The sequence below is a fragment of the Streptomyces sp. NBC_01460 genome (genome assembly GCF_036227405.1).
In the GTDB taxonomy this organism is placed as follows: Bacteria; Actinomycetota; Actinomycetes; order Streptomycetales; family Streptomycetaceae; genus Streptomyces.
In genome coordinates this window covers 4,228,343-4,247,981 of record NZ_CP109473.1, presented here as the reverse complement: position 1 = coordinate 4,247,981, position 19,639 = coordinate 4,228,343, and the positions used below count along the sequence as shown (strand labels likewise).

General features: G+C 67.3%; 17 protein-coding genes. 8 read left to right on the top strand and 9 right to left on the bottom strand.

Going from position 1 to position 19,639, the window contains the following annotated elements; translation table 11 throughout:
* Window positions 1-20 precede the first annotated feature (20 nt).
* The gene (trxA, locus tag OG488_RS18890; RefSeq protein ID WP_329230761.1) at window positions 21-356 is read left to right on the top strand and encodes a thioredoxin; all 336 of its coding nucleotides are present in this window, start codon (window positions 21-23) and stop codon (window positions 354-356) included.
* A 96-nt stretch (window positions 357-452) separates the two neighbouring features.
* On the opposite strand, the gene OG488_RS18885 is transcribed toward trxA, so the two are convergent.
* The 9 genes from OG488_RS18885 to rpmH form a co-directional block, all read right to left on the bottom strand.
* Entirely contained in the window at window positions 453-1,070 is a 618-nt protein-coding gene (locus tag OG488_RS18885; RefSeq protein ID WP_329230759.1) for a GNAT family N-acetyltransferase, read from the bottom strand.
* Between the two features lie 308 nt (window positions 1,071-1,378).
* On the bottom strand, window positions 1,379-2,470 hold the full coding sequence (locus OG488_RS18880) for a ParB/RepB/Spo0J family partition protein (RefSeq protein ID WP_329230757.1): 1,092 nt from the start codon (window positions 2,468-2,470) through the stop codon (window positions 1,379-1,381).
* Window positions 2,467-3,561, bottom strand: coding sequence for a ParA family protein (locus tag OG488_RS18875; protein WP_329238795.1), 1,095 nt, complete (start codon window positions 3,559-3,561; stop codon window positions 2,467-2,469). The genes OG488_RS18880 and OG488_RS18875 overlap by 4 nt, the downstream gene beginning before the upstream one ends.
* A gap of 293 nt (window positions 3,562-3,854) precedes the next feature.
* Window positions 3,855-4,571: a 16S rRNA (guanine(527)-N(7))-methyltransferase RsmG gene (gene rsmG, locus OG488_RS18870; RefSeq protein ID WP_329230755.1), complete on the bottom strand. Its 717-nt coding sequence runs from the start codon at window positions 4,569-4,571 to the stop codon at window positions 3,855-3,857.
* A 99-nt stretch (window positions 4,572-4,670) separates the two neighbouring features.
* A complete protein-coding gene (locus OG488_RS18865; RefSeq protein ID WP_329230753.1) occupies window positions 4,671-5,180 on the bottom strand; it encodes a Jag family protein in 510 nt (169 codons plus the stop codon).
* 14 nt (window positions 5,181-5,194) lie between these two features.
* Window positions 5,195-6,469 (bottom strand): membrane protein insertase YidC, encoded by a 1,275-nt coding sequence (yidC, locus tag OG488_RS18860; protein WP_329230752.1) that lies wholly within the window; start codon window positions 6,467-6,469, stop codon window positions 5,195-5,197.
* A 3-nt stretch (window positions 6,470-6,472) separates the two neighbouring features.
* A complete protein-coding gene (gene yidD, locus OG488_RS18855; RefSeq protein ID WP_103760661.1) occupies window positions 6,473-6,832 on the bottom strand; it encodes a membrane protein insertion efficiency factor YidD in 360 nt (119 codons plus the stop codon).
* Window positions 6,829-7,200: a ribonuclease P protein component gene (gene rnpA, locus OG488_RS18850; protein ID WP_329230750.1), complete on the bottom strand. Its 372-nt coding sequence runs from the start codon at window positions 7,198-7,200 to the stop codon at window positions 6,829-6,831. The genes yidD and rnpA overlap by 4 nt, the downstream gene beginning before the upstream one ends.
* Before the next feature lie 18 nt (window positions 7,201-7,218).
* Entirely contained in the window at window positions 7,219-7,356 is a 138-nt protein-coding gene (rpmH, locus tag OG488_RS18845) for a 50S ribosomal protein L34 (RefSeq protein ID WP_014047156.1), read from the bottom strand.
* A 381-nt stretch (window positions 7,357-7,737) separates the two neighbouring features.
* On the opposite strand from rpmH, the gene dnaA reads away from it, so the two are divergent.
* The 7 genes from dnaA to gyrA all read left to right on the top strand — a co-directional run bounded on the left by dnaA (window position 7,738) and on the right by gyrA (window position 19,621).
* Window positions 7,738-9,519 (top strand): chromosomal replication initiator protein DnaA, encoded by a 1,782-nt coding sequence (gene dnaA / locus OG488_RS18840; RefSeq protein WP_329230748.1) that lies wholly within the window; start codon window positions 7,738-7,740, stop codon window positions 9,517-9,519.
* Between the two features lie 1,010 nt (window positions 9,520-10,529).
* Window positions 10,530-11,660 carry a DNA polymerase III subunit beta gene (gene dnaN, locus OG488_RS18835; RefSeq protein WP_073750679.1) on the top strand — a complete coding sequence of 377 codons (1,131 nt, stop codon included), beginning with the start codon at window positions 10,530-10,532 and terminating at the stop codon, window positions 11,658-11,660.
* Window positions 11,661-11,805: 145 nt separating this feature from the next.
* Complete coding sequence (gene gnd / locus OG488_RS18830) at window positions 11,806-12,684, top strand: phosphogluconate dehydrogenase (NAD(+)-dependent, decarboxylating) (RefSeq protein ID WP_124277886.1); 879 nt, start codon at window positions 11,806-11,808, stop codon at window positions 12,682-12,684.
* Between the two features lie 82 nt (window positions 12,685-12,766).
* Complete coding sequence (gene recF, locus OG488_RS18825; RefSeq protein ID WP_329230746.1) at window positions 12,767-13,897, top strand: DNA replication/repair protein RecF; 1,131 nt, start codon at window positions 12,767-12,769, stop codon at window positions 13,895-13,897.
* Window positions 13,894-14,454, top strand: a complete 561-nt coding sequence (locus tag OG488_RS18820) for a DUF721 domain-containing protein (protein WP_329230744.1) — start codon at window positions 13,894-13,896, stop codon at window positions 14,452-14,454. The genes recF and OG488_RS18820 overlap by 4 nt, the downstream gene beginning before the upstream one ends.
* Before the next feature lie 401 nt (window positions 14,455-14,855).
* Complete coding sequence (gene gyrB, locus OG488_RS18815; RefSeq protein WP_329230742.1) at window positions 14,856-16,925, top strand: DNA topoisomerase (ATP-hydrolyzing) subunit B; 2,070 nt, start codon at window positions 14,856-14,858, stop codon at window positions 16,923-16,925.
* Between the two features lie 68 nt (window positions 16,926-16,993).
* On the top strand, window positions 16,994-19,621 hold the full coding sequence (gene gyrA, locus OG488_RS18810) for a DNA gyrase subunit A (protein WP_329230741.1): 2,628 nt from the start codon (window positions 16,994-16,996) through the stop codon (window positions 19,619-19,621).
* The last annotated feature ends 18 nt before the right edge of the window (window positions 19,622-19,639 follow it).

The following is a 19,639-nucleotide window of genomic DNA, read 5'->3' as shown; positions in this document are numbered from 1 at the left end:
CCGAAGTCAAGGAGGCCGCCGTGGCCGGCGCGCTGAAGAACGTAACCGACGACTCGTTCGATGAGGACGTCCTGAAGAACGACAAGCCCGTGCTGGTGGACTTCTGGGCGGCCTGGTGCGGCCCGTGCCGTCAGATCGCGCCTTCGCTGGAGGCCATCGCGGCTGAGTACGGCGACGAGATCGAGATCGTCAAGCTCAACATCGACGAGAACCCGGGAATCGCTGCGAAGTACGGCGTGATGTCGATCCCCACGCTCAACGTGTACCAGGGGGGCGAGGTCGCCAAGACCATCGTCGGCGCCAAGCCGAAGGCCGCGATCATCCGCGACCTCGAAGGCTTCATCACCCAGAAGTAGTCGGCGACGTCAGCAGCGGCTGACGGTTTCACGTGAAACGGGTCCACCCTCAGGGGTGGACCCGTTCTGCGTGTGCCCCGCCATCGGATGAGCTGTTCAGAGAGGCCGCAACGCCGGCTCCTTCTGCACCGCCCCCAGCAATCTGTCCAGTGCCAACTCGACGTCTTCCTTCCACGAGAGCGTCGTACGCAGTTCGAGTCTCAGCCGAGGATGCACGGGATGGGGGCGCACCGTCTTGAAGCCGACCGCGAGCAAGTGATCCGCCGGCAGCACACAGGCCGGCTCCTTCCACCGGGCGTCGCCGAACACCTCGATCGCCCTGAACCCACGCTGCAACAGATCCTTGGCGACGGTCTGCACCATCACGCGGCCGAGCCCTTGCCCTTGGAAGCCTGGGACGATCAGGGCAGTCATCAGCTGGACCGCGTCGGGAGACACAGGGCTGGTCGGAAACGCGGTGGAACGCGGTACGTACGCGGGAGGTGCATAGAGAACGAAGCCTGCGGCAACATCATCCACGTAGACGACCCGCCCGCAGGAGCCCCACTCCAGCAGCACTGCGGAGATCCAGGCTTCCTTCTCGACCTCGGCTCTGCCGTCTTTTACCGCGGCTTTCCCGCTGACCGGATCAAGTTCCCAGAAGACGCACGAGCGGCAACGCCTGGGGAGATCCGGAAGGTTGTCCAGTGTGAGCGGTACAAGCCGTCGCCCCATGTAGGCGGTTCCTCGCTTCCTTCGCCCGCCGCATCCCGCGCGGCTGTCAGCGCACTCCGTTCTCGGAACAAGCTGCCGACGAAGCCTCCGACAGCGCCAAGCCCCAACCCGACTGTCACCAGGTGGCTGCGATTCACTGATCGCACGGCCCCCGCCTCCTCTGAGGTGGATCACGGTGGTGGATACGGCATACCAGAACGCATCGTATCCACCCAGAGGTGAGGGGGATACCGAGAGACGGCAAAGGGCGGGCCGAGTCCCGGAAAGTTCTTCCGTGACTCGGCCCGCCCTGTGCACGTCCGGCGGACTCAGGCCTCGTCGGACGCAGCCTGCTCTTCCTCGACGCTCCGCTCCAGCACGCGTCCCTCACCCGGAGCAAGGCTGCCGAGAATGCGGTCCAGATCCTCCATCGAGGCGAACTCGACGACGATCTTTCCCTTCTTCTGACCGAGATCGACCTTCACTCGGGTCTCGAAACGGTCCGAGAGACGCGAGGCAAGATCGGTCAGAGCCGGCGAGAGCCGACCGCCGGCCCTGGGTCCCCGGGGCTTCGCAGAACTCGTGGGCTCGGATCCGAGAAGATTCACGATCTCCTCGACCGCCCGTACCGAGAGCCCTTCGGCCACGATGCGGTGAGCCAGCCGGTCCTGCTCCTCTGAGTCGTCCACCGAAAGCAGCGCCCTCGCATGACCGGCCGAGAGGACTCCTGCCGCGACCCTGCGCTGTACCGGCGGGGAGAGCCGCAGCAGCCGGAGCGTGTTCGAGACCTGAGGGCGGGACCGCCCGATCCGGTCCGCCAGCTGGTCATGGGTGCACTTGAAGTCCTTCAGAAGCTGGTCGTACGCCGCCGCCTCTTCCAGGGGGTTCAGCTGAGCGCGGTGGAGGTTCTCCAGCAGCGCGTCGAGAAGGAGCTTCTCGTCATCGGTCGCACGGACGATGGCCGGGATGCGTTCCAGGCCGGCTTCACCGCAGGCCCTCCAACGGCGCTCACCCATGATGAGCTCGTAGCGGTCCTCAGCGACCTTGCGCACGACGACAGGCTGGAGGAGACCCACCTCCTTGATGGAGGTGACCAGCTCCGCCAGAGCGTCCTCGTCGAAGACCTCACGAGGCTGCTTCGGGTTGGGCGTGATCGAAGGGAGCGGAATCTCGGCAAAGTAGGCGCCCGCGGAATTCGTCTGCTCCTCAAGGGGCTCCGCTTCCCCGACGGGCGAACTCGGCTCCGGAACCAGTGCGCCGGAGGGAAGAGCGGCCAGCTTCGCAGCAGCCACCCCTCGCTCGGCGGTCAGTACGGGTGACGCGCCCGCACCGGACGCAGGGCTCGCGATCTGCTTCTCCTGGGGAGCGGCGGGAATCAGCGCACCGAGTCCACGCCCCAGCCCTCTACGACGCTCACTCACTGCATGCCCTCCGAATTGCTCTGCCGACTGTTCTGGACGCCCGTGTGGGCAGGCTCCCCCGCAGGGGCGTGCTGGGCCTCGTAATGCACCCCAACCCCTCGCAGCGCGATCTCACGGGCCGCTTCGAGGTAGGACAGGGATCCGCTGGAGCCCGGATCGTACGTCAGGACGGTCTGCCCGTAGCTCGGCGCCTCCGAGATCCGTACAGACCTCGGGATGCTGGTGCGCAGCACCTCCTTGCCGAAGTGGGTGCGCACCTCCTCAGCGACTTGTGACGCGAGCCTCGTCCTGCCGTCGTACATGGTGAGCAGGATCGTCGACACGTGCAGGTCGGGGTTGAGATGCCCTCGGACCAGGTCGACGTTGCGCAGTAGCTGTCCGAGACCCTCCAGCGCGTAGTACTCGCACTGGATCGGAATGAGCACCTCTGCCCCGGCCACGAGGGCGTTGACCGTCAGCAGGCCGAGTGAGGGCGGACAGTCGATGAGGATGTAGTCCAGCGGCTGGTCATAGGCCTGGATCGCCCGTTGCAGTCGGCTCTCCCTCGCCACCAGCGACACCAGCTCGATCTCCGCACCGGCGAGATCGATGGTCGCGGGGGCACAGAAGAGACCTTCGACATCCGGCACCGGCTGTACTACCTCGGAGAGCGGCATGCTCTCCACCAGGACGTCGTAGATGGAGGGGACTTCCGCGTGATGGTCGATCCCCAGAGCAGTGGAGGCATTCCCCTGCGGGTCGAGGTCCACCACCAGGACACGGGCACCATGGAGTGCGAGCGATGCGGCGAGATTGACCGTCGAGGTCGTCTTGCCGACACCACCCTTCTGGTTGGCGACAACCATGACCCGCGTCCGGTCCGGCCGTGGCAGCCCTTCGCCGGCGCGGCCAAGGGCCTCGACCGCCAGCTGAGCGGCACGACCGATAGGTGTGTCGTCCATGGGCGGCGGTGTTTCACGTGAAACACCATCCCCCAGGGACTCGGTACGGGGACCGGGGACCGGATCGGTCATCGGTCCCGCGATGTTGGCGTCGGACCGCAAGGATTCACTCTCCTCGACTACAGGCTCGCAATGAACAGAGCCTGCCATGCTTTCGGGGTCGTGAACCAGCGAGGCCGACTGTTCTGTGGATGAATCCGGTTCTGTGGACAACTTGGGAACCCTTGCGGGCTTGCGGTCGCGCGGCGCAGCAGCCGCACGACCGCGGTCGATGATGCCCTGCAGCAGAGATCGACGTTTCACGTGAAACACGATGCCCTTGCAGCCCAGCGGCAGAGTCCCGACACTCCGCAGCTAGGGCATATCGCTGCTTGCATGGAGCATCTTCGCAAAGAGTCTCCATAGGCAGAAAAAAGACAAAAAGAACCTCACTGAGCTGTCGCTCAGCGACGTCGTCGGGTACGGCCCACCCGCGCGGCCTTGGCCCGCTTTGCGGCGAACCTCACACCGCCGGGGCTCTCCCCGACCACTACCCGCACCACCGTGGACGCCGGATCGACCAGCCCCTCACCGACCTGCAGCACCTCGGTCTCCACCACCCCGAGCTTGCTCAGGGCGGCACGCGCCCCCTGAATCTCCTCCTCGGCTGTCCCGCCCTTGAGCGCCAGCATCTCTCCGTACGGGCGGAGCAGAGGTACTCCCCACCCAGCGAGCCGGTCGAGCGGGGCAACCGCCCGTGCCGTCACGACGTGAACGGGCTGAAGCGTTCCGAGAACCTCTTCGGCACGGCCCCGGACGACCGTCACATGGTCGAGCCCCAAGAGCTCGACGACCTCCTGGAGGAAGTTCGTGCGGCGCAGCAGCGGCTCCAGCAACGTGATCTTCAGGTCAGGGCGCACCAGCGCGAGGGGGATGCCGGGAAGCCCGGCCCCTGATCCCACGTCGCACACCGTGACACCCTCGGGAACCACCTCGGAGAGCACCGCACAGTTCAGCAGGTGCCGCTCCCAGAGACGCGGCACCTCGCGAGGGCCGATCAGCCCGCGCTTGACGCCCGCGTCCGCGAGCAGTTCGGCATACCTGACAGCCTCGGGGAAGAACTCACCGAATACCGCCTGCGCCTCCTTGGGCGCCTGAGGGAGCTCTGCTTCCTCCGTCACGGGAACCGTCCTTCCGTACCGCACTAGCGCGCTGACTATCGGGCTGACAAAGATCGGCCCCGCCTGCGAACAGACGGGGCCGACAGTACAAGGATCCGGTCAGGCCGGGAGAACGACGACGAAGCGCTGAGGCTCCTCGCCCTCGGACTCGCTGCGCAGACCAGCGGCCGCGACCGCGTCGTGCACGACCTTGCGCTCGAACGGCGTCATCGGCTCCAGCTTCACCGGCTCGCCCGAGCTCTTGACCTCGTCCGCGGCCTTGGCACCCAGCGCCGCGAGAACCTCGCGCTTCTTGGCGCGGAAGCCGCCGATGTCCAGCATCAGCCGGCTGCGGTCTCCGGTCTCGCGGTGAACGGCCAGGCGCGTCAGTTCCTGCAGCGCCTCCAGCACCTCACCGTCACGGCCCACGAGCTTCTGCAGGTCACGCGGCGATTCGCTGATGATCGAGACCGCGGCCCGGTCCGCCTCCACGTCCATGTCGATGTCGCCGTCGAGGTCGGCGATGTCGAGCAGGCCTTCGAGGTAGTCAGCCGCAATCTCCCCCTCCTGCTCGAGGCGGGTCAGAGTGTCGCTGCCCTCAGCGGCCGTGGTGATGGTGCCGTCCGTCACGGATGGACTCCTTCTTACTTCTTGGACGGGTGCTTGGGCCGCTGCGGGCCCTTGCGCTGTCCGGACTTGGCTTGGCGTGAGGAGCCGGACGCGGCGGGCTTGCCCGTCGGCTTCGGCTTGTCGTCCTGCGATGCGTCCTGCTTCTCGAGCGAGGTCTTGGACTCCGAACCGCTGGAGCCCTCGTCCTCCTCCTTCGCCGCACCGGCGTGCGTGGCGGCGGTGTGACGCTTCGCCTTGGTCTGCCGCTTCGGCTGCTGGCGCTTGGGCGCCGTACCACCCTCTGCCTCGAGGACAGCGGCTTCGCTCTTCGCGACCGTCCCGTCCTCCTGGGCGGCGAGGCCGAGCTTGCTCAGACCGGTGATGAACTTGCGCTCGATGTCGTTGCGGTCGGTGCCCTTGGCGAAGATCCGCTTGACGGTGTTGCGCCGCGTCCTGCCACGGACCTCACCGTGCGCCGTCACGCTCTTCAGCAGACGGCCGAGGTACTGGTCCTGCGCCTTGCTGCCGGGCGTCGGGTTCTGGTTGATCACGTACATCTGCTGACCCATGGTCCAGACGTTGGTGGTCAGCCAGTACACGAGGACACCCACGGGGAAGTTGATCCCCATGACCGCGAAGATCAGCGGGAAGATGTACATCAGCATCTTCTGCTGCTGCATGTACGGAGTCTTCACCGTCAGGTCGACGTTCTTCGTCATCAGCTGGCGCTGCGTGAAGAACTGCGACGCGGACATCATCACGATCATGATCGCGGTGACGACACGAACGTCGGTCAGCGAGGCGCCGAGCGCCGAGACCTTCTCCTCGCTGTCCATGAACTTGGCGGCCAGCGGGGCACCGAAGATATGAGCCTGACGGGCACTGTCCAGCAGCGGCTGGTCGATGACACCGATCGTCTTGCCCGAGGCGATGGCCGAGAGCACGTGATAGAGGGCGAAGAAGAACGGGGACTGCGCCAGGATGGGAAGGCACGAGGAGAGGGGGTTGGTCCCCGTCTCCTTGTACAGCTTCATCATCTCTTCGGACTGACGCTGCTTGTCGTTCTTGTAGCGCTCCTGGATCGCCTTCATCTTCGGCTGGAGCACCTGCATGTTCCGGGTCGACTTGATCTGCTTCACGAAAAGCGGGATCAGGCAGATCCGGATCAGGACCACCAGGGACACGATGGACAGGCCCCAGGCCCACCCCGTGTCATCGCCGAAGAGCGCTCCGTACAGCTTGTGGAACTGGACGATGACCCATGAGACGGGCGTGGTGATAAAGCTGAACAGACTGGCAATCGTGTCCACTAATCAGGCTCCTTGAGCATTGGGCGAGGTCTCTGTGGCCGGGCTCAGGGGTTCGGAGACCGACCCCCCGGAAGGCACATCGGCGGCGGAGTCCCCGCCCTTGCCGCCACGCACACAGCTGCGCAGCAGTTCGTGCCAACGCGGACGTTTGCGTGGCGGTACGTGATCCACGCCGCCGGGTGACCACGGATTGCACCGCAGGATGCGCCATGCGGTCAGCGCTGTTCCCTTGATCGCACCGTGCCGGTCGATCGCCGTATATCCATAGTGGGAACACGACGGGTAGTAACGGCAGACAGGCCCGAGGAGCGGGCTGATCGTCCACTGATACAGCTTGATGAGAGCCAGCAGCGGGTACTTCATCGCGCGCCCCCTCCCAGCAGCCGCTGAAGAGCGGCATCCAGGTCTCGGGCCAGCTGTGCATGGTCGGCGTCGCCCGATCCGGGCAGCGCTCGTACGACAACAAGGCTACCGGGGGGCAGCTGAGGAAGCCGATCGCGCACCAGATGGCGAAGCTTCCGCTTCACCGCGGTGCGAACGACCGCTCCACCCACTGCTTTGCTGACAACGAAACCCGCACGTGGCGGGGGAGCACTCTCCCCTGTCACGTGCGGGTCCGTAACACCGCTGCGTAGATGCACGACGAGTAGCGGGCGTCCGGCCCGACGTCCTCGGCGTACAGCGGCTGCGAAGTCCTCGCGCCGCCTCAGCCGATTCTCGGTAGGCAGCACGTCATGACCTGGCCGCGATCAGGCGGACAGGTTGGCGCGACCCTTGCCACGGCGGTTCGCGAGAATCGCGCGGCCGGCACGGGTACGCATGCGCAGTCGGAAGCCATGGGTCTTGGCGCGACGACGATTGTTCGGCTGGAAGGTGCGCTTGCTCACTCGGGGGCTCCAGAAATGATTCGTGTGTTGGCGGGACATCGCCTGGCTGTCACCGTGCGCCCACGAGGAACTCGCGTAAACGCCTTAGTGCACCGCTTCACAATCACAGATCGTGATCTTTGCCCATCGGAGGCAGGCGGCAGCAGCCATCGACAACTCGACCTGGTCACGGTACGCGCGGCTGCGCCATTCGGTCAAACCGGCTCCGCATCACCCCGTGCTGTACACAGCCTGTGGACAACAACTTGAACCGCGCGGGTCGGCCTGACTACCGTGGATGAACTCCGGTTCCTTTCCTTCCTGCCTGCCGGGCCTCACCCGACCCGACCCATCCCGTCCCGAGAAGCACACATTCGTGGGACATGCGAGAGAGCGTGCCTTGTGGCTGACGTACCTGCCGATCTTGCCGCAGTGTGGCCACGAGTGCTGGAGCAACTCCTCGGGGAGGGCCAGCAGGGCATCGAGCCGAAGGACAAGCAGTGGATCGAGCGCTGTCAGCCCTTGGCACTCGTCGCCGACACCGCCCTGCTCGCCGTACCCAACGAATGGGGCAAGCGGGTCCTGGAGGGCCGGCTCGCTCCGCTCATCAGCGAGGCGCTCACCCGTGAGTGCGGGCGCCCGATCCGGATCGCGATCACCGTCGACGACTCCGCGGGCGAGCCCCCCTCCCCGCCCGCGCCCCCGATGCGCCAACACCAGGGGCAGCAGTCCCACCGCTACCAGGGGCCGCAGCACGACGAGCCCTCACGCAACGACGGGTACGACACCTACGGCCCGCGGCCCACCGACGACGGGATGCCGACGGCACGACCGGCCTACCCGGACTACCAGCAGCACCGCCCCGAGCCCGGTGCCTGGCCCCGCGCCCAGGAGGACCTCTCCTGGCAGCCCCGGCACGGTGGCTACCAGGACCGCGACCCGTACGCGAGCCCGCGCCCCCAGCAGCCGCAGCACGACTACCGCCCGCAGCCGCCCGAGCACCAGGGCTACGAGCAGCAGCGGGACGGCCGTGACCGCCACGACCTGCAGGATCAGCAGCCCCAGCACCGCCAGAGCGGGCCCGGGACCGGAAGGGCCGGCGGCGGCCCCATGGGAACGCAGTCCGCGCCCCCGCCGGGTACCGGTGAGCCGCACGCCCGGCTGAATCCGAAGTACCTCTTCGACACCTTCGTCATCGGAGCGTCCAACCGCTTCGCGCACGCGGCGGCCGTCGCCGTCGCCGAGGCCCCCGCGAAGGCGTACAACCCCCTGTTCATCTACGGGGAGTCGGGGCTCGGCAAGACCCATCTGCTGCACGCCATCGGCCATTACGCGCGGAGCCTCTACCCGGGCACCCGGGTGCGCTACGTGAGCTCCGAGGAGTTCACCAACGAGTTCATCAACTCGATCCGCGACGGCAAGGGCGACACCTTCCGCAAGCGCTACCGCGACGTGGACATCCTCCTGGTCGACGACATCCAGTTCCTGGCGAGCAAGGAGTCGACGCAGGAGGAGTTCTTCCACACCTTCAACACGCTCCACAACGCGAACAAGCAGATCGTGCTGTCCTCGGACCGTCCGCCCAAGCAGCTGGTGACCCTCGAGGACCGGCTGCGCAACCGGTTCGAGTGGGGTCTCACCACCGATGTGCAGCCGCCGGAGCTGGAGACGCGTATCGCGATCCTCCGCAAGAAGGCCGTGCAGGAGCAGCTCAACGCCCCGCCGGAGGTGCTCGAGTTCATCGCCTCCCGTATCTCGCGCAACATCCGCGAGCTGGAGGGCGCGCTCATCCGCGTGACCGCCTTCGCGAGCCTGAACCGGCAGCCGGTGGATCTCGGCCTCACCGAGATCGTGCTCAAGGACCTGATCCCGGGCGGCGAGGACTCGGCTCCCGAGATCACCGCTCCGGCCATCATGGCGGCGACCGCGGACTACTTCGGACTGACCGTGGAGGATCTCTGCGGATCCTCACGCAGCCGTGTGCTGGTGACGGCGCGCCAGATCGCCATGTACCTGTGCCGTGAGCTGACGGATCTCTCCCTGCCCAAGATCGGCGCCCAGTTCGGCGGGCGCGACCACACCACGGTGATGCACGCCGACCGGAAGATCCGGGCTCTGATGGCGGAGCGTCGCTCCATCTACAACCAGGTCACCGAGCTGACCAACCGCATCAAGAACGGCTGACGCGCCAGCACCGCGACCGCCGCCCGGCCGGCCCGAAAAGGCGCCCCACCGAGGACCGCACGACGTCCTCGGTGGGGCGCCTTTCGTCGTCGGGAGCACAGGGGAGCGACGGCAGGAACCCCTGAACCCGTCCCCAGGAGCGCTGCTCGGGAGCGCCGTGAACCACCCCAGAGGGCTCCGAGACCGTTCCACACCCTCACTCCGGCCCTGGTTCCCGGCCCGCAGGAGGGCAAGGTTCCGTGCCGAGTGTTCGAATACCTGCCCCGGACGAGCCCTTCTCCACAGAAGATGGAGGAAACAGGCGTCCACAGCCTGGGGACTGCGAAGTTGTCCAGATTGCGTCCACAGGACTCGCTGCCGATACTCCATCAGGCCAGGTCACGCGCCTGGGGATTTGTGGTCAACAGTGATCCACAGCCTGTGGACAGATTTTTCGTCCACAGGGTCCCGATGATGTTGTCCACCGGCGACCCACAGGCGGGCCGTGGTTGTCCCCAGCTTCTCCACACCCCTGTCCACTGTTCGGCAACCCGACACCGCCTTTCACTGCCGAGAGTGAAAGGCGTCACACGAGGGAGGTCGATTGAGCTGTGGGGAACGCGGGTAAAGCTGGGGACAGCCCTGGGGAGAAGTCACCCCGGCCTGTGCATCGGGTGTGCAGAACTTTCGCGTGTCCACAGAAACGTCTGGTTGTCCACCGGTTCCACCCACAGGGTCGGTGGACAAAAAACAGCTTCTGACCTGCGAAAACGACGTTATCCACGGTTTCCACAGGGCCTACTACTACTACCACTCAGAGTTAGCCAGGAATCCGCTTCGAAGTGGGGCCTGTGCACAACTCGAGCGGCGAGCTCGGCCGACCACTTGGCGCGACTTGACCCCGAGCAGCAACGACTGTCGGCGCCGTACGTCAGACTGGACCCCGGTGGTCCCCCAGCCCCTCGGCGGGGAGCCCCGGTCAGACGACGAAGGCCAGCAGGGCGAGCGAGCAACAGCAGGAGGCGGTTCCGGTGAAGATCCGGGTGGAGCGCGATGTACTCGCGGAGGCGGTGGCCTGGGTGGCCCGCAGCCTCCCGGCCCGTCCGCCGGCGCCCGTTCTCGCGGGCCTTCTGCTGAAGGCTGAGGACGGAGCCCTCAGCTTCTCGAGCTTCGACTACGAGGTCTCGGCCAAGGTCTCGGTGGACGCGGAGATCGAGGAGGACGGCACGGTGCTCGTGTCCGGCCGCCTCCTCGCCGACATCTGCCGTGCCCTGCCGAACAGGCCGGTGGAGATCTCCACAGACGGTGTACGGGCGACGGTGGTCTGCGGCTCCTCGCGGTTCACCCTCCACACCCTGCCTGTGGAGGAGTACCCGGCACTGCCGCAGATGCCGACCGCGACGGGCACCGTCCCCGGTGAGGTCTTCGCCTCCGCCGCGGCCCAGGTCGCCATCGCTGCCGGCCGTGACGACACCCTCCCCGTCCTCACCGGCGTTCGGATCGAGATCGAGGGCGACACGGTCACCCTCGCGTCGACCGACCGCTACCGCTTCGCGGTCCGCGAGTTCCTGTGGAAGCCGGAGAACCCCGACGCCTCCGCCGTGGCCCTGGTGCCCGCCAAGACGCTTCTTGACACCGCCAAGGCGCTGACCAGCGGTGACACGGTGACGCTGGCGCTGTCGGGTTCCGGTGCGGGCGAAGGCCTCATCGGCTTCGAGGGCGCCGGCCGCCGTACGACCACGCGGCTGCTCGAGGGCGACCTCCCGAAGTACCGGACGCTCTTCCCCACCGAGTTCAATTCGGTCGCGGTGATCGAGACGGCCCCGTTCGTCGAGGCCGTCAAGCGCGTGGCGCTCGTCGCCGAGCGCAACACCCCGGTGCGGCTCAGCTTCGAGCAGGGCGTGCTGATCCTGGAGGCCGGTTCCAGCGACGACGCACAGGCTGTGGAGCGCGTCGACGCCGTGCTCGAGGGCGACGACATCTCGATCGCCTTCAACCCGACATTCCTGCTGGACGGGCTCAGCGCGATCGACTCCCCGGTCGCCCAGCTCTCCTTCACGACGTCGACCAAGCCGGCGCTGCTCAGCGGCCGCCCGGCCGTCGACGCCGAGGCGAACGACGCGTACAAGTACCTGATCATGCCGGTCCGCCTCTCCGGCTGATCCGGCGGTCGTTCCTGTCATGGCAGTTTCCGGCGGGCAGGCTCAGCGCAGAGCGGGCCCTCCGTGCTGCACCCCGCCGTGCTGTCCCGGCCGGGCGTAGGCTCGGTCCTGGGTACGAATCGGCACAACGCTTAAGGAATCTCTGATGGAGCTCGGTCTCGTCGGCCTCGGCAAGATGGGCGGCAACATGCGCGAGCGCATCCGCCGCGCAGGGCACACGGTCATCGGCTACGACCGCAACCCGGACGTCGCCGATGTCCACAGCCTCGAAGAGCTTGTGGGCAAGCTCAAGGGCCCGCGCGTCGTGTGGGTGATGGTCCCGGCCGGTGCCGCGACCCAGTCGACCATCGACGAGCTGGCCGATCTGCTGTCCCCGGGCGACGTCGTCGTGGACGGCGGCAACTCGCGCTGGACCGACGACGAGAAGCACGCCGTCGAGCTGGGCATCAAGGACATCGGGTTCGTCGACTGCGGCGTCTCCGGTGGTGTCTGGGGCCTGGAGAACGGCTACGCCCTGATGTACGGCGGTACCGAGGAGAACGTCGCCAAGGTCCAGCCGGTCTTCGACGCGCTGAAGCCCGAGGGCGACTTCGGTTCCGTCCACGCGGGCAAGGTCGGCGCCGGCCACTTCGCCAAGATGGTCCACAACGGCATCGAGTACGCCATGATGCAGGCCTACGCCGAGGGCTGGGAGCTCCTGGAGAAGGTCGACTCCGTCACCGACGTGCGCGAGGTCTTCCGCTCCTGGCAGGAGGGCACGGTCATCCGTTCCTGGCTGCTCGACCTCGCGGTCAACGCCCTGGACGACGACGAGCACCTCGACCAGCTCCGCGGGTTCGCCGCGGACTCCGGCGAGGGCCGGTGGACGGTCGAGGCCGCCATCGACAACGCGGTGCCGCTGCCCGCGATCACCGCATCCCTGTTCGCGCGGTTCGCCTCGCGACAGGACGACTCGCCCCAGATGAAGATGATCGCCGCGCTGCGCAACCAGTTCGGTGGCCACGCGGTCGAGAACAAGAAGTAGTCCGCAGGAGACGGCCGCGGGCAGCAGACGGCCCGCGGCACTCGCGGCACACAGCAGAGCACAGTCGGAAGGGTCGGCGACCATGCACGTCACGCATCTCTCGCTGGCCGACTTCCGCTCGTACGCCCGGGTCGAGGTTCCTCTCGAGCCGGGCGTCACCGCGTTCGTGGGGGCCAACGGCCAGGGCAAGACCAACCTGGTGGAGGCCGTCGGCTACCTCGCCACGCTCGGCAGCCACCGGGTGTCGTCCGATGCCCCCCTGGTACGGATGGGTGCGGAGCGCGCCGTCGTACGGGCCGCGGTCACCCAGGGCGAGCGCTCGCAGCTGATCGAGCTCGAGCTCAATCCGGGCCGCGCCAATCGGGCCCGTATCAACAGGTCGTCGCAGGTCAGGCCACGTGACGTCCTCGGGATCGTGCGGACGGTGCTGTTCGCACCGGAGGACCTGGCTCTGGTGAAGGGCGATCCGGGCGAGCGCCGGCGCTTCCTGGACGAGCTGATCACGGCGCGCTCCCCCCGCATGGCCGGGGTGCGCTCCGACTACGAGCGGGTGCTGAAGCAGCGCAACACCCTGCTGAAGTCCGCGGCGATGGCCCGCAGGCACGGCGGCCGCTCGATGGACCTGTCCACCCTGGACGTGTGGGACCAGCATCTGGGCCGGGTGGGGGCCGAGCTGCTGGCGCAGCGGCTGGATCTCATCGCGACCCTGCAACCACTGGCGGACAAGGCCTACGCGGACGTCGCCCCCGGCGGTGGACCCGTGACGCTGGAGTACCGCAGCTCCGTAGGCACCGACGTGGAGCCCGCGCGGACCCGCGAGGAGCTGTACGAGCAGGTGATGGCGGCACTGGTCGAGGCGCGCAAGCAGGAGATCGAGCGCGGGGTGACGCTGGTCGGTCCGCACCGCGACGACCTGGTGCTGGGCCTGCGCGGAATGCCGGCGAAGGGGTACGCGAGCCACGGTGAGTCCTGGTCGTACGCCCTGGCGCTGCGGCTGGCCTCCTACGATCTGCTCCGCACCGAGGGCAATGAACCGGTGCTGGTGCTCGACGACGTGTTCGCCGAGCTGGACGCACGGCGCCGCGAGCGGCTGGCGGAGCTGGTGGCCCCCGGAGAGCAGGTGCTGGTGACGGCCGCCGTGGACGACGACGTCCCGGGCGTGCTGGCCGGAGCGCGGTACGCGGTGTCCGCCGGGGAGGTGGAGCGGCTGTGAGCGGTTCCGAGGAACAGGACGGATCCACGCCCGGCCCGGCCAAGCAGCCGGAGGTGTCGGGTGTCGATCTGGCGCGTGTGGCCCTGCGCGCGGCCAAGGAGCAGGCCCGGGCCCGGGGCGCGGCGGCGCAGCAGAAGAACCAGGCACGGCGCGGCGGCGGCCTCAGATCGGGTGCCCGTTCCGACGGCAGGGATCCGCTGCCCCTGGGTTCGGCGGTCAGCCGGCTGATCACCGAGCGGGGCTGGGAGACCCCGGCGGCCGTCGGCGGTGTGATGGGCCGCTGGCCGCAGATCGTCGGTGACGATCTGGCCAATCACTGTGTGCCGGTGCGGTACGACGAGGACCCCGCCGAGCGGGTCCTGACCGTTCAGTGCGATTCGACGGCGTGGGCGACGCAGCTGCGCCTGCTGGCCCCGCAGCTGGTGGCCAGGCTGAACACGGATCTGGGCCATGGCACGGTGCGAATGATCAAGGTGCTCGCCCCGGGCGGTCCGCAGCGCAGATTCGGCCCTCTTCGGGCGCCCGGGAGCAAGGGCCCCGGCGACACCTACGGCTGAGCAGGGCTTTTCCTCGGTCGAAGCCCCGGTCCGCCGACCCGTACGGAGAAGGCCGAGGGGCGGCGGATCCGCTTCTGCCCTGGTTTGGCATCGACCCCGCCTTTCCGTTATGTACCGCTATGGGCGACTTCGCGTCATGCGGGGACCGCAGAGCGTCCCTCACCGTAGCCGGAGGTTGACAGGCCGAAGCGCGCAAAGCCCTCGTGAGCCCCTCGGGGGCCCTTCCTGAATATGGGGAGTCGTCAGCCGCCGGTTCAGGGCGGCACATGCGTACTCAGGCACCGGCAAACCCCCATTCATGTCGGCGCTACCGGTAGACTGGTGGACAATCCCGCTTCCTCGCGGGAGTCGTCGATACAAGCCGAACGACGCAGCCGCTCCCGCCTGCCGGAGAACGGCCTGTGCTGTGCCAGAAAGGGCGCTTCGTGGCCGATTCCGGCAACCCCAACGAGAACATTCCGTCCACAGCCGGTGAGCACGGCGAGGTGACCTCCTCGTACGACGCCAGCGCGATCACCGTGCTCGAAGGCCTGGACGCGGTCCGCAAGCGACCCGGCATGTACATCGGGTCCACCGGTGAGCGCGGTCTCCACCACCTCGTGCAAGAGGTTGTCGACAACTCGGTCGACGAGGCGATGGCCGGGCACGCGGACACCATCGACGTCACGATCCTCGCCGACGGTGGGGTGCGCGTGGTCGACAACGGCCGCGGTATCCCGGTCGGCATCGTGCCGTCCGAGGGCAAGCCGGCCGTCGAGGTCGTGCTCACCGTCCTGCACGCGGGCGGAAAGTTCGGCGGTGGCGGCTACGCCGTCTCCGGCGGCCTGCACGGCGTCGGCGTGTCCGTCGTCAACGCCCTGTCCACACGGGTGGGCGTGGAGGTCAAGACCGACGGCTACCGCTGGACCCAGGACTACAAGCTCGGTGTCCCGACGGCCCCGCTGGCCCGTCACGAGGCCACCGACGAGACGGGCACGACCGTCACCTTCTGGGCCGACGGCGACGTCTTCGAGACCACCGACTACTCGTTCGAGACCCTCTCGCGCCGCTTCCAGGAGATGGCGTTCCTCAACAAGGGCCTCACCCTCAAGCTCACCGACGAGCGGGAGTCGGCGAAGGCCACGGCGGGCGCGGACAGCGCCGAGGTGGTCGACGTCCCCGACGAGGAGACGACGCGCACGGTCACGTACCACTACGAGAACGGCATCGTCGACTTCGTCAAGTACCTCAACTCCCGCAAGGGCGAGCTCATTCACCAGTCGGTGATCGACATCGAGGCCGAGGACAAGGACAGGCTCCTCTCGGCCGAGATCGCCATGCAGTGGAACACGCAGTACAGCGAGGGCGTCTACTCCTTCGCCAACGCGATCCACACGCACGAGGGCGGCACGCACGAGGAGGGCTTCCGTGCGGCGCTGACCTCGCTGGTCAACCGCTACGCGCGCGACAAGAAGCTGCTGCGCGAGAAGGACGACAACCTGACCGGTGAGGACGTCCGTGAGGGTCTCACCGCGATCATCTCGGTGAAGCTCGGCGAGCCGCAGTTCGAGGGCCAGACGAAGACCAAGCTGGGCAACACCGAGGCGAAGACCTTCGTCCAGAAGGTCGTCCACGAGCAGTTGACGGACTGGTTCGACCGGAACCCCAACGAAGCCGCCGACATCATCCGCAAGGGCATCGCGGCGTCCACGGCTCGTGTCGCGGCCCGCAAGGCGCGTGACCTCACCCGGCGCAAGGGGCTCCTGGAGAGCGCCTCACTGCCCGGCAAGCTGAGCGACTGCCAGTCCAACGACCCGACGAAGTGCGAGATCTTCATCGTCGAGGGTGACTCCGCCGGTGGTTCGGCGAAGTCCGGCCGCAACCCGATGTACCAGGCCATCCTGCCGATCCGGGGCAAGATCCTGAACGTCGAGAAGGCCCGTATCGACAAGATCCTGCAGAACACCGAGGTCCAGGCGCTGATCTCGGCCTTCGGCACCGGGGTCCACGAGGACTTCGACATCGAGAAGCTCCGCTATCACAAGATCATTCTGATGGCGGACGCCGACGTCGACGGCCAGCACATCAACACCCTGCTGCTGACCTTCCTGTTCCGCTTCATGCGGCCGCTGGTCGAGTCCGGTCACGTCTACCTCTCCCGCCCGCCGCTCTACAAGATCAAGTGGGGCCGCGACGACTTCGAGTACGCGTACTCGGACCGCGAGCGCGACGCCCTGGTTGCGCTGGGCAAGCAGAACGGCAAGCGCATCAAGGAAGACTCGATCCAGCGCTTCAAGGGTCTCGGCGAGATGAACGCCGAGGAGCTGCGCGTCACCACGATGGACATCGACCACCGTGTGCTGGGCCAGGTCACGCTGGACGACGCGGCACAGGCCGACGACCTGTTCTCGGTGCTGATGGGTGAGGACGTCGAGGCACGGCGCTCGTTCATCCAGCGCAACGCCAAGGACGTCCGCTTCCTCGACATCTGAGTCGGCCGTACAAGGAGGAGGGTCCGGCGGACCCTCCAAGCCGCAGCGCGAAAGGACTTTGACCAGCAATGGCCGACGAGAACACCCCTGTGATGCCCGAAGAGGAGCCCGCCGTCCCGGGCGTGGGCATGCGTGTCGAGCCCGTCGGGCTCGAGACGGAGATGCAGCGCTCCTACCTCGACTACGCGATGTCCGTCATCGTGTCGCGTGCCCTGCCCGACGTGAGGGACGGTCTGAAGCCCGTCCACCGCCGCGTGCTCTACGCGATGTACGACGGCGGCTACCGGCCCGAGAAGGGCTTCTACAAGTGCGCCCGCGTCGTCGGTGACGTCATGGGTACGTACCACCCCCACGGCGACTCCTCGATCTACGACGCGCTCGTGCGACTGGCACAGCACTGGTCGATGCGCATGCCGCTGGTGGACTCCAACGGCAACTTCGGTTCCCCGGGCAACGACCCGGCCGCCGCCATGCGGTACACCGAGTGCAAGATGATGCCGCTGTCCATGGAGATGGTCCGGGACATCGACGAGGAGACCGTCGACTTCCAGGACAACTACGACGGCCGCAACCAGGAGCCGACGGTTCTGCCGGCGCGCTTCCCGAACCTCCTGGTGAACGGCTCCGCGGGCATCGCGGTCGGTATGGCGACCAACATCCCGCCGCACAACCTGCGTGAGGTCGCCGCCGGCGCCCAGTGGTACCTGGAGCACCCGGAGGCCTCGCACGAGGAGCTCCTGGACGCCCTCATCGAGCGGATCAAGGGCCCCGACTTCCCGACCGGCGCCCTCGTCGTGGGCCGCAAGGGCATCGAGGAGGCGTACCGCACCGGGCGTGGCTCGATCACGATGCGCGCGGTCGTGGCGGTGGAGGAGATCCAGAACAGGCAGTGCCTGGTCGTCACGGAGCTTCCGTACCAGACCAACCCCGACAACCTCGCGCAGAAGATCGCCGACCTGGTGAAGGACGGCAAGGTCGGCGGTATCGCGGACGTCCGTGACGAGACCTCCTCGCGCACGGGCCAGCGCCTGGTCGTCGTGCTGAAGCGCGACGCGGTCGCCAAGGTCGTGCTGAACAACCTCTACAAGCACACCGATCTGCAGTCGAACTTCGGCGCGAACATGCTGGCGCTCGTCGACGGTGTGCCGCGCACGCTGTCGATCGACGCGTTCATCCGGCACTGGGTGACGCACCAGATCGAGGTCATCGTCCGGCGGACCAAGTTCCGTCTGCGCAAGGCCGAGGAGCGGGCGCACATCCTGCGCGGCCTGCTCAAGGCGCTGAACGCGATCGAGGAGGTCATCGCGCTCATCCGCCGCAGCAACACCGTGGAGATCGCGCGTGAGGGCCTGATGGGCCTGCTGGAGATCGACGAGATCCAGGCCAACGCGATCCTGGAGATGCAGCTGCGTCGCCTGGCCGCTCTGGAGCACCAGAAGATCACCGCCGAGCACGACGAGCTCCAGGCGAAGATCAACGAGTACAACGAGATCCTGGCCTCCCCCGCGAAGCAGCGTCAGATCGTCAGCGAGGAGCTGGCGGCGATCGTCGACAAGTTCGGCGACGACCGGCGCTCGAAGCTGGTGCCCTTCGACGGCGACATGTCGATCGAGGACCTCATCGCCGAGGAAGACATCGTCGTCACGATCTCGCGCGGTGGTTACGTCAAGCGCACCAAGACGGACGACTACCGCTCGCAGAAGCGCGGCGGCAAGGGCGTGCGCGGCACGAAGCTCCGGGAAGACGACATCGTCGACCACTTCTTCGTGTCGACGACGCACCACTGGCTGCTGTTCTTCACGAACAAGGGCCGGGTCTACCGGGCCAAGGCGTACGAACTGCCGGACGCCGGCCGTGACGCCCGTGGCCAGCACGTGGCGAACCTCCTGGCCTTCCAGCCGGACGAGCAGATCGCCCAGATCCTGGCGATCCGTGACTACGAGGCGGCGCCCTACCTGATCCTCGCCACCAAGGGTGGCCTGGTGAAGAAGACGGCGCTCAAGGACTACGACTCCCCCCGCTCCGGCGGCGTCATCGCCATCAACCTGCGGGAGACGCAGGACGGCAGCGACGACGAGCTGATCGGCGCCGAACTGGTGTCGGCCGAGGACGACCTGCTGCTCGTCAGCAGGAAGGCCCAGTCGATCAGGTTCACCGCCACGGACGACGCGCTGCGCCCGATGGGCCGCGCCACCTCCGGCGTGAAGGGCATGAGTTTCCGCGAGGGCGACGAACTGCTCTCGATGAATGTGGTCCGGCCCGGTACGTTCGTGTTCACTGCCACCGACGGTGGGTACGCGAAGCGGACCGCTGTCGACGAGTACCGCGTCCAGGGCCGTGGCGGTCTGGGCATCAAGGCTGCCAAGATCGTCGAGGACCGCGGTTCGCTCGTCGGCGCGCTGGTGGTGGAGGAAGCGGACGAGATCCTCGCCATCACGCTCGGCGGTGGTGTGATTCGTACGCGAGTCAATGAAGTCAGGGAGACGGGCCGTGACACCATGGGCGTCCAACTGATCAATCTGGGCAAGCGCGATGCCGTCGTCGGTATCGCGCGCAACGCCGAGGCCGGTCGTGAGGCCGAAGAGGTCGACGGGACCGATGAAGCCGAAGGCGCCACGGTCGAGGCCCATGCCGAGAACGTGGTCGAGGGCACAGTCGAGGGCACGGCGCCTTCGGCCGGGGAGCACGAGGAGTAGAGCGTGAGTGGAGCCACG

Excerpts from the sequence above, each read along its gene's own strand:
- OG488_RS18885 (WP_329230759.1), bottom strand. The coding sequence starts at position 1,070 with ATGGGGCGACGGCTTGTACCGCTCACACTGGACAACCTTCCGGATCTC.
- OG488_RS18875 (WP_329238795.1), bottom strand. The coding sequence starts at position 3,561 with ATGGCAGGCTCTGTTCATTGCGAGCCTGTAGTCGAGGAGAGTGAATCC.
- yidD (WP_103760661.1), bottom strand. The coding sequence starts at position 6,832 with ATGAAGTACCCGCTGCTGGCTCTCATCAAGCTGTATCAGTGGACGATC.
- gnd (WP_124277886.1), top strand. The coding sequence starts at position 11,806 with ATGGAGCTCGGTCTCGTCGGCCTCGGCAAGATGGGCGGCAACATGCGC.
- recF (WP_329230746.1), top strand. The coding sequence starts at position 12,767 with ATGCACGTCACGCATCTCTCGCTGGCCGACTTCCGCTCGTACGCCCGG.
- gyrA (WP_329230741.1), top strand. The coding sequence starts at position 16,994 with ATGGCCGACGAGAACACCCCTGTGATGCCCGAAGAGGAGCCCGCCGTC.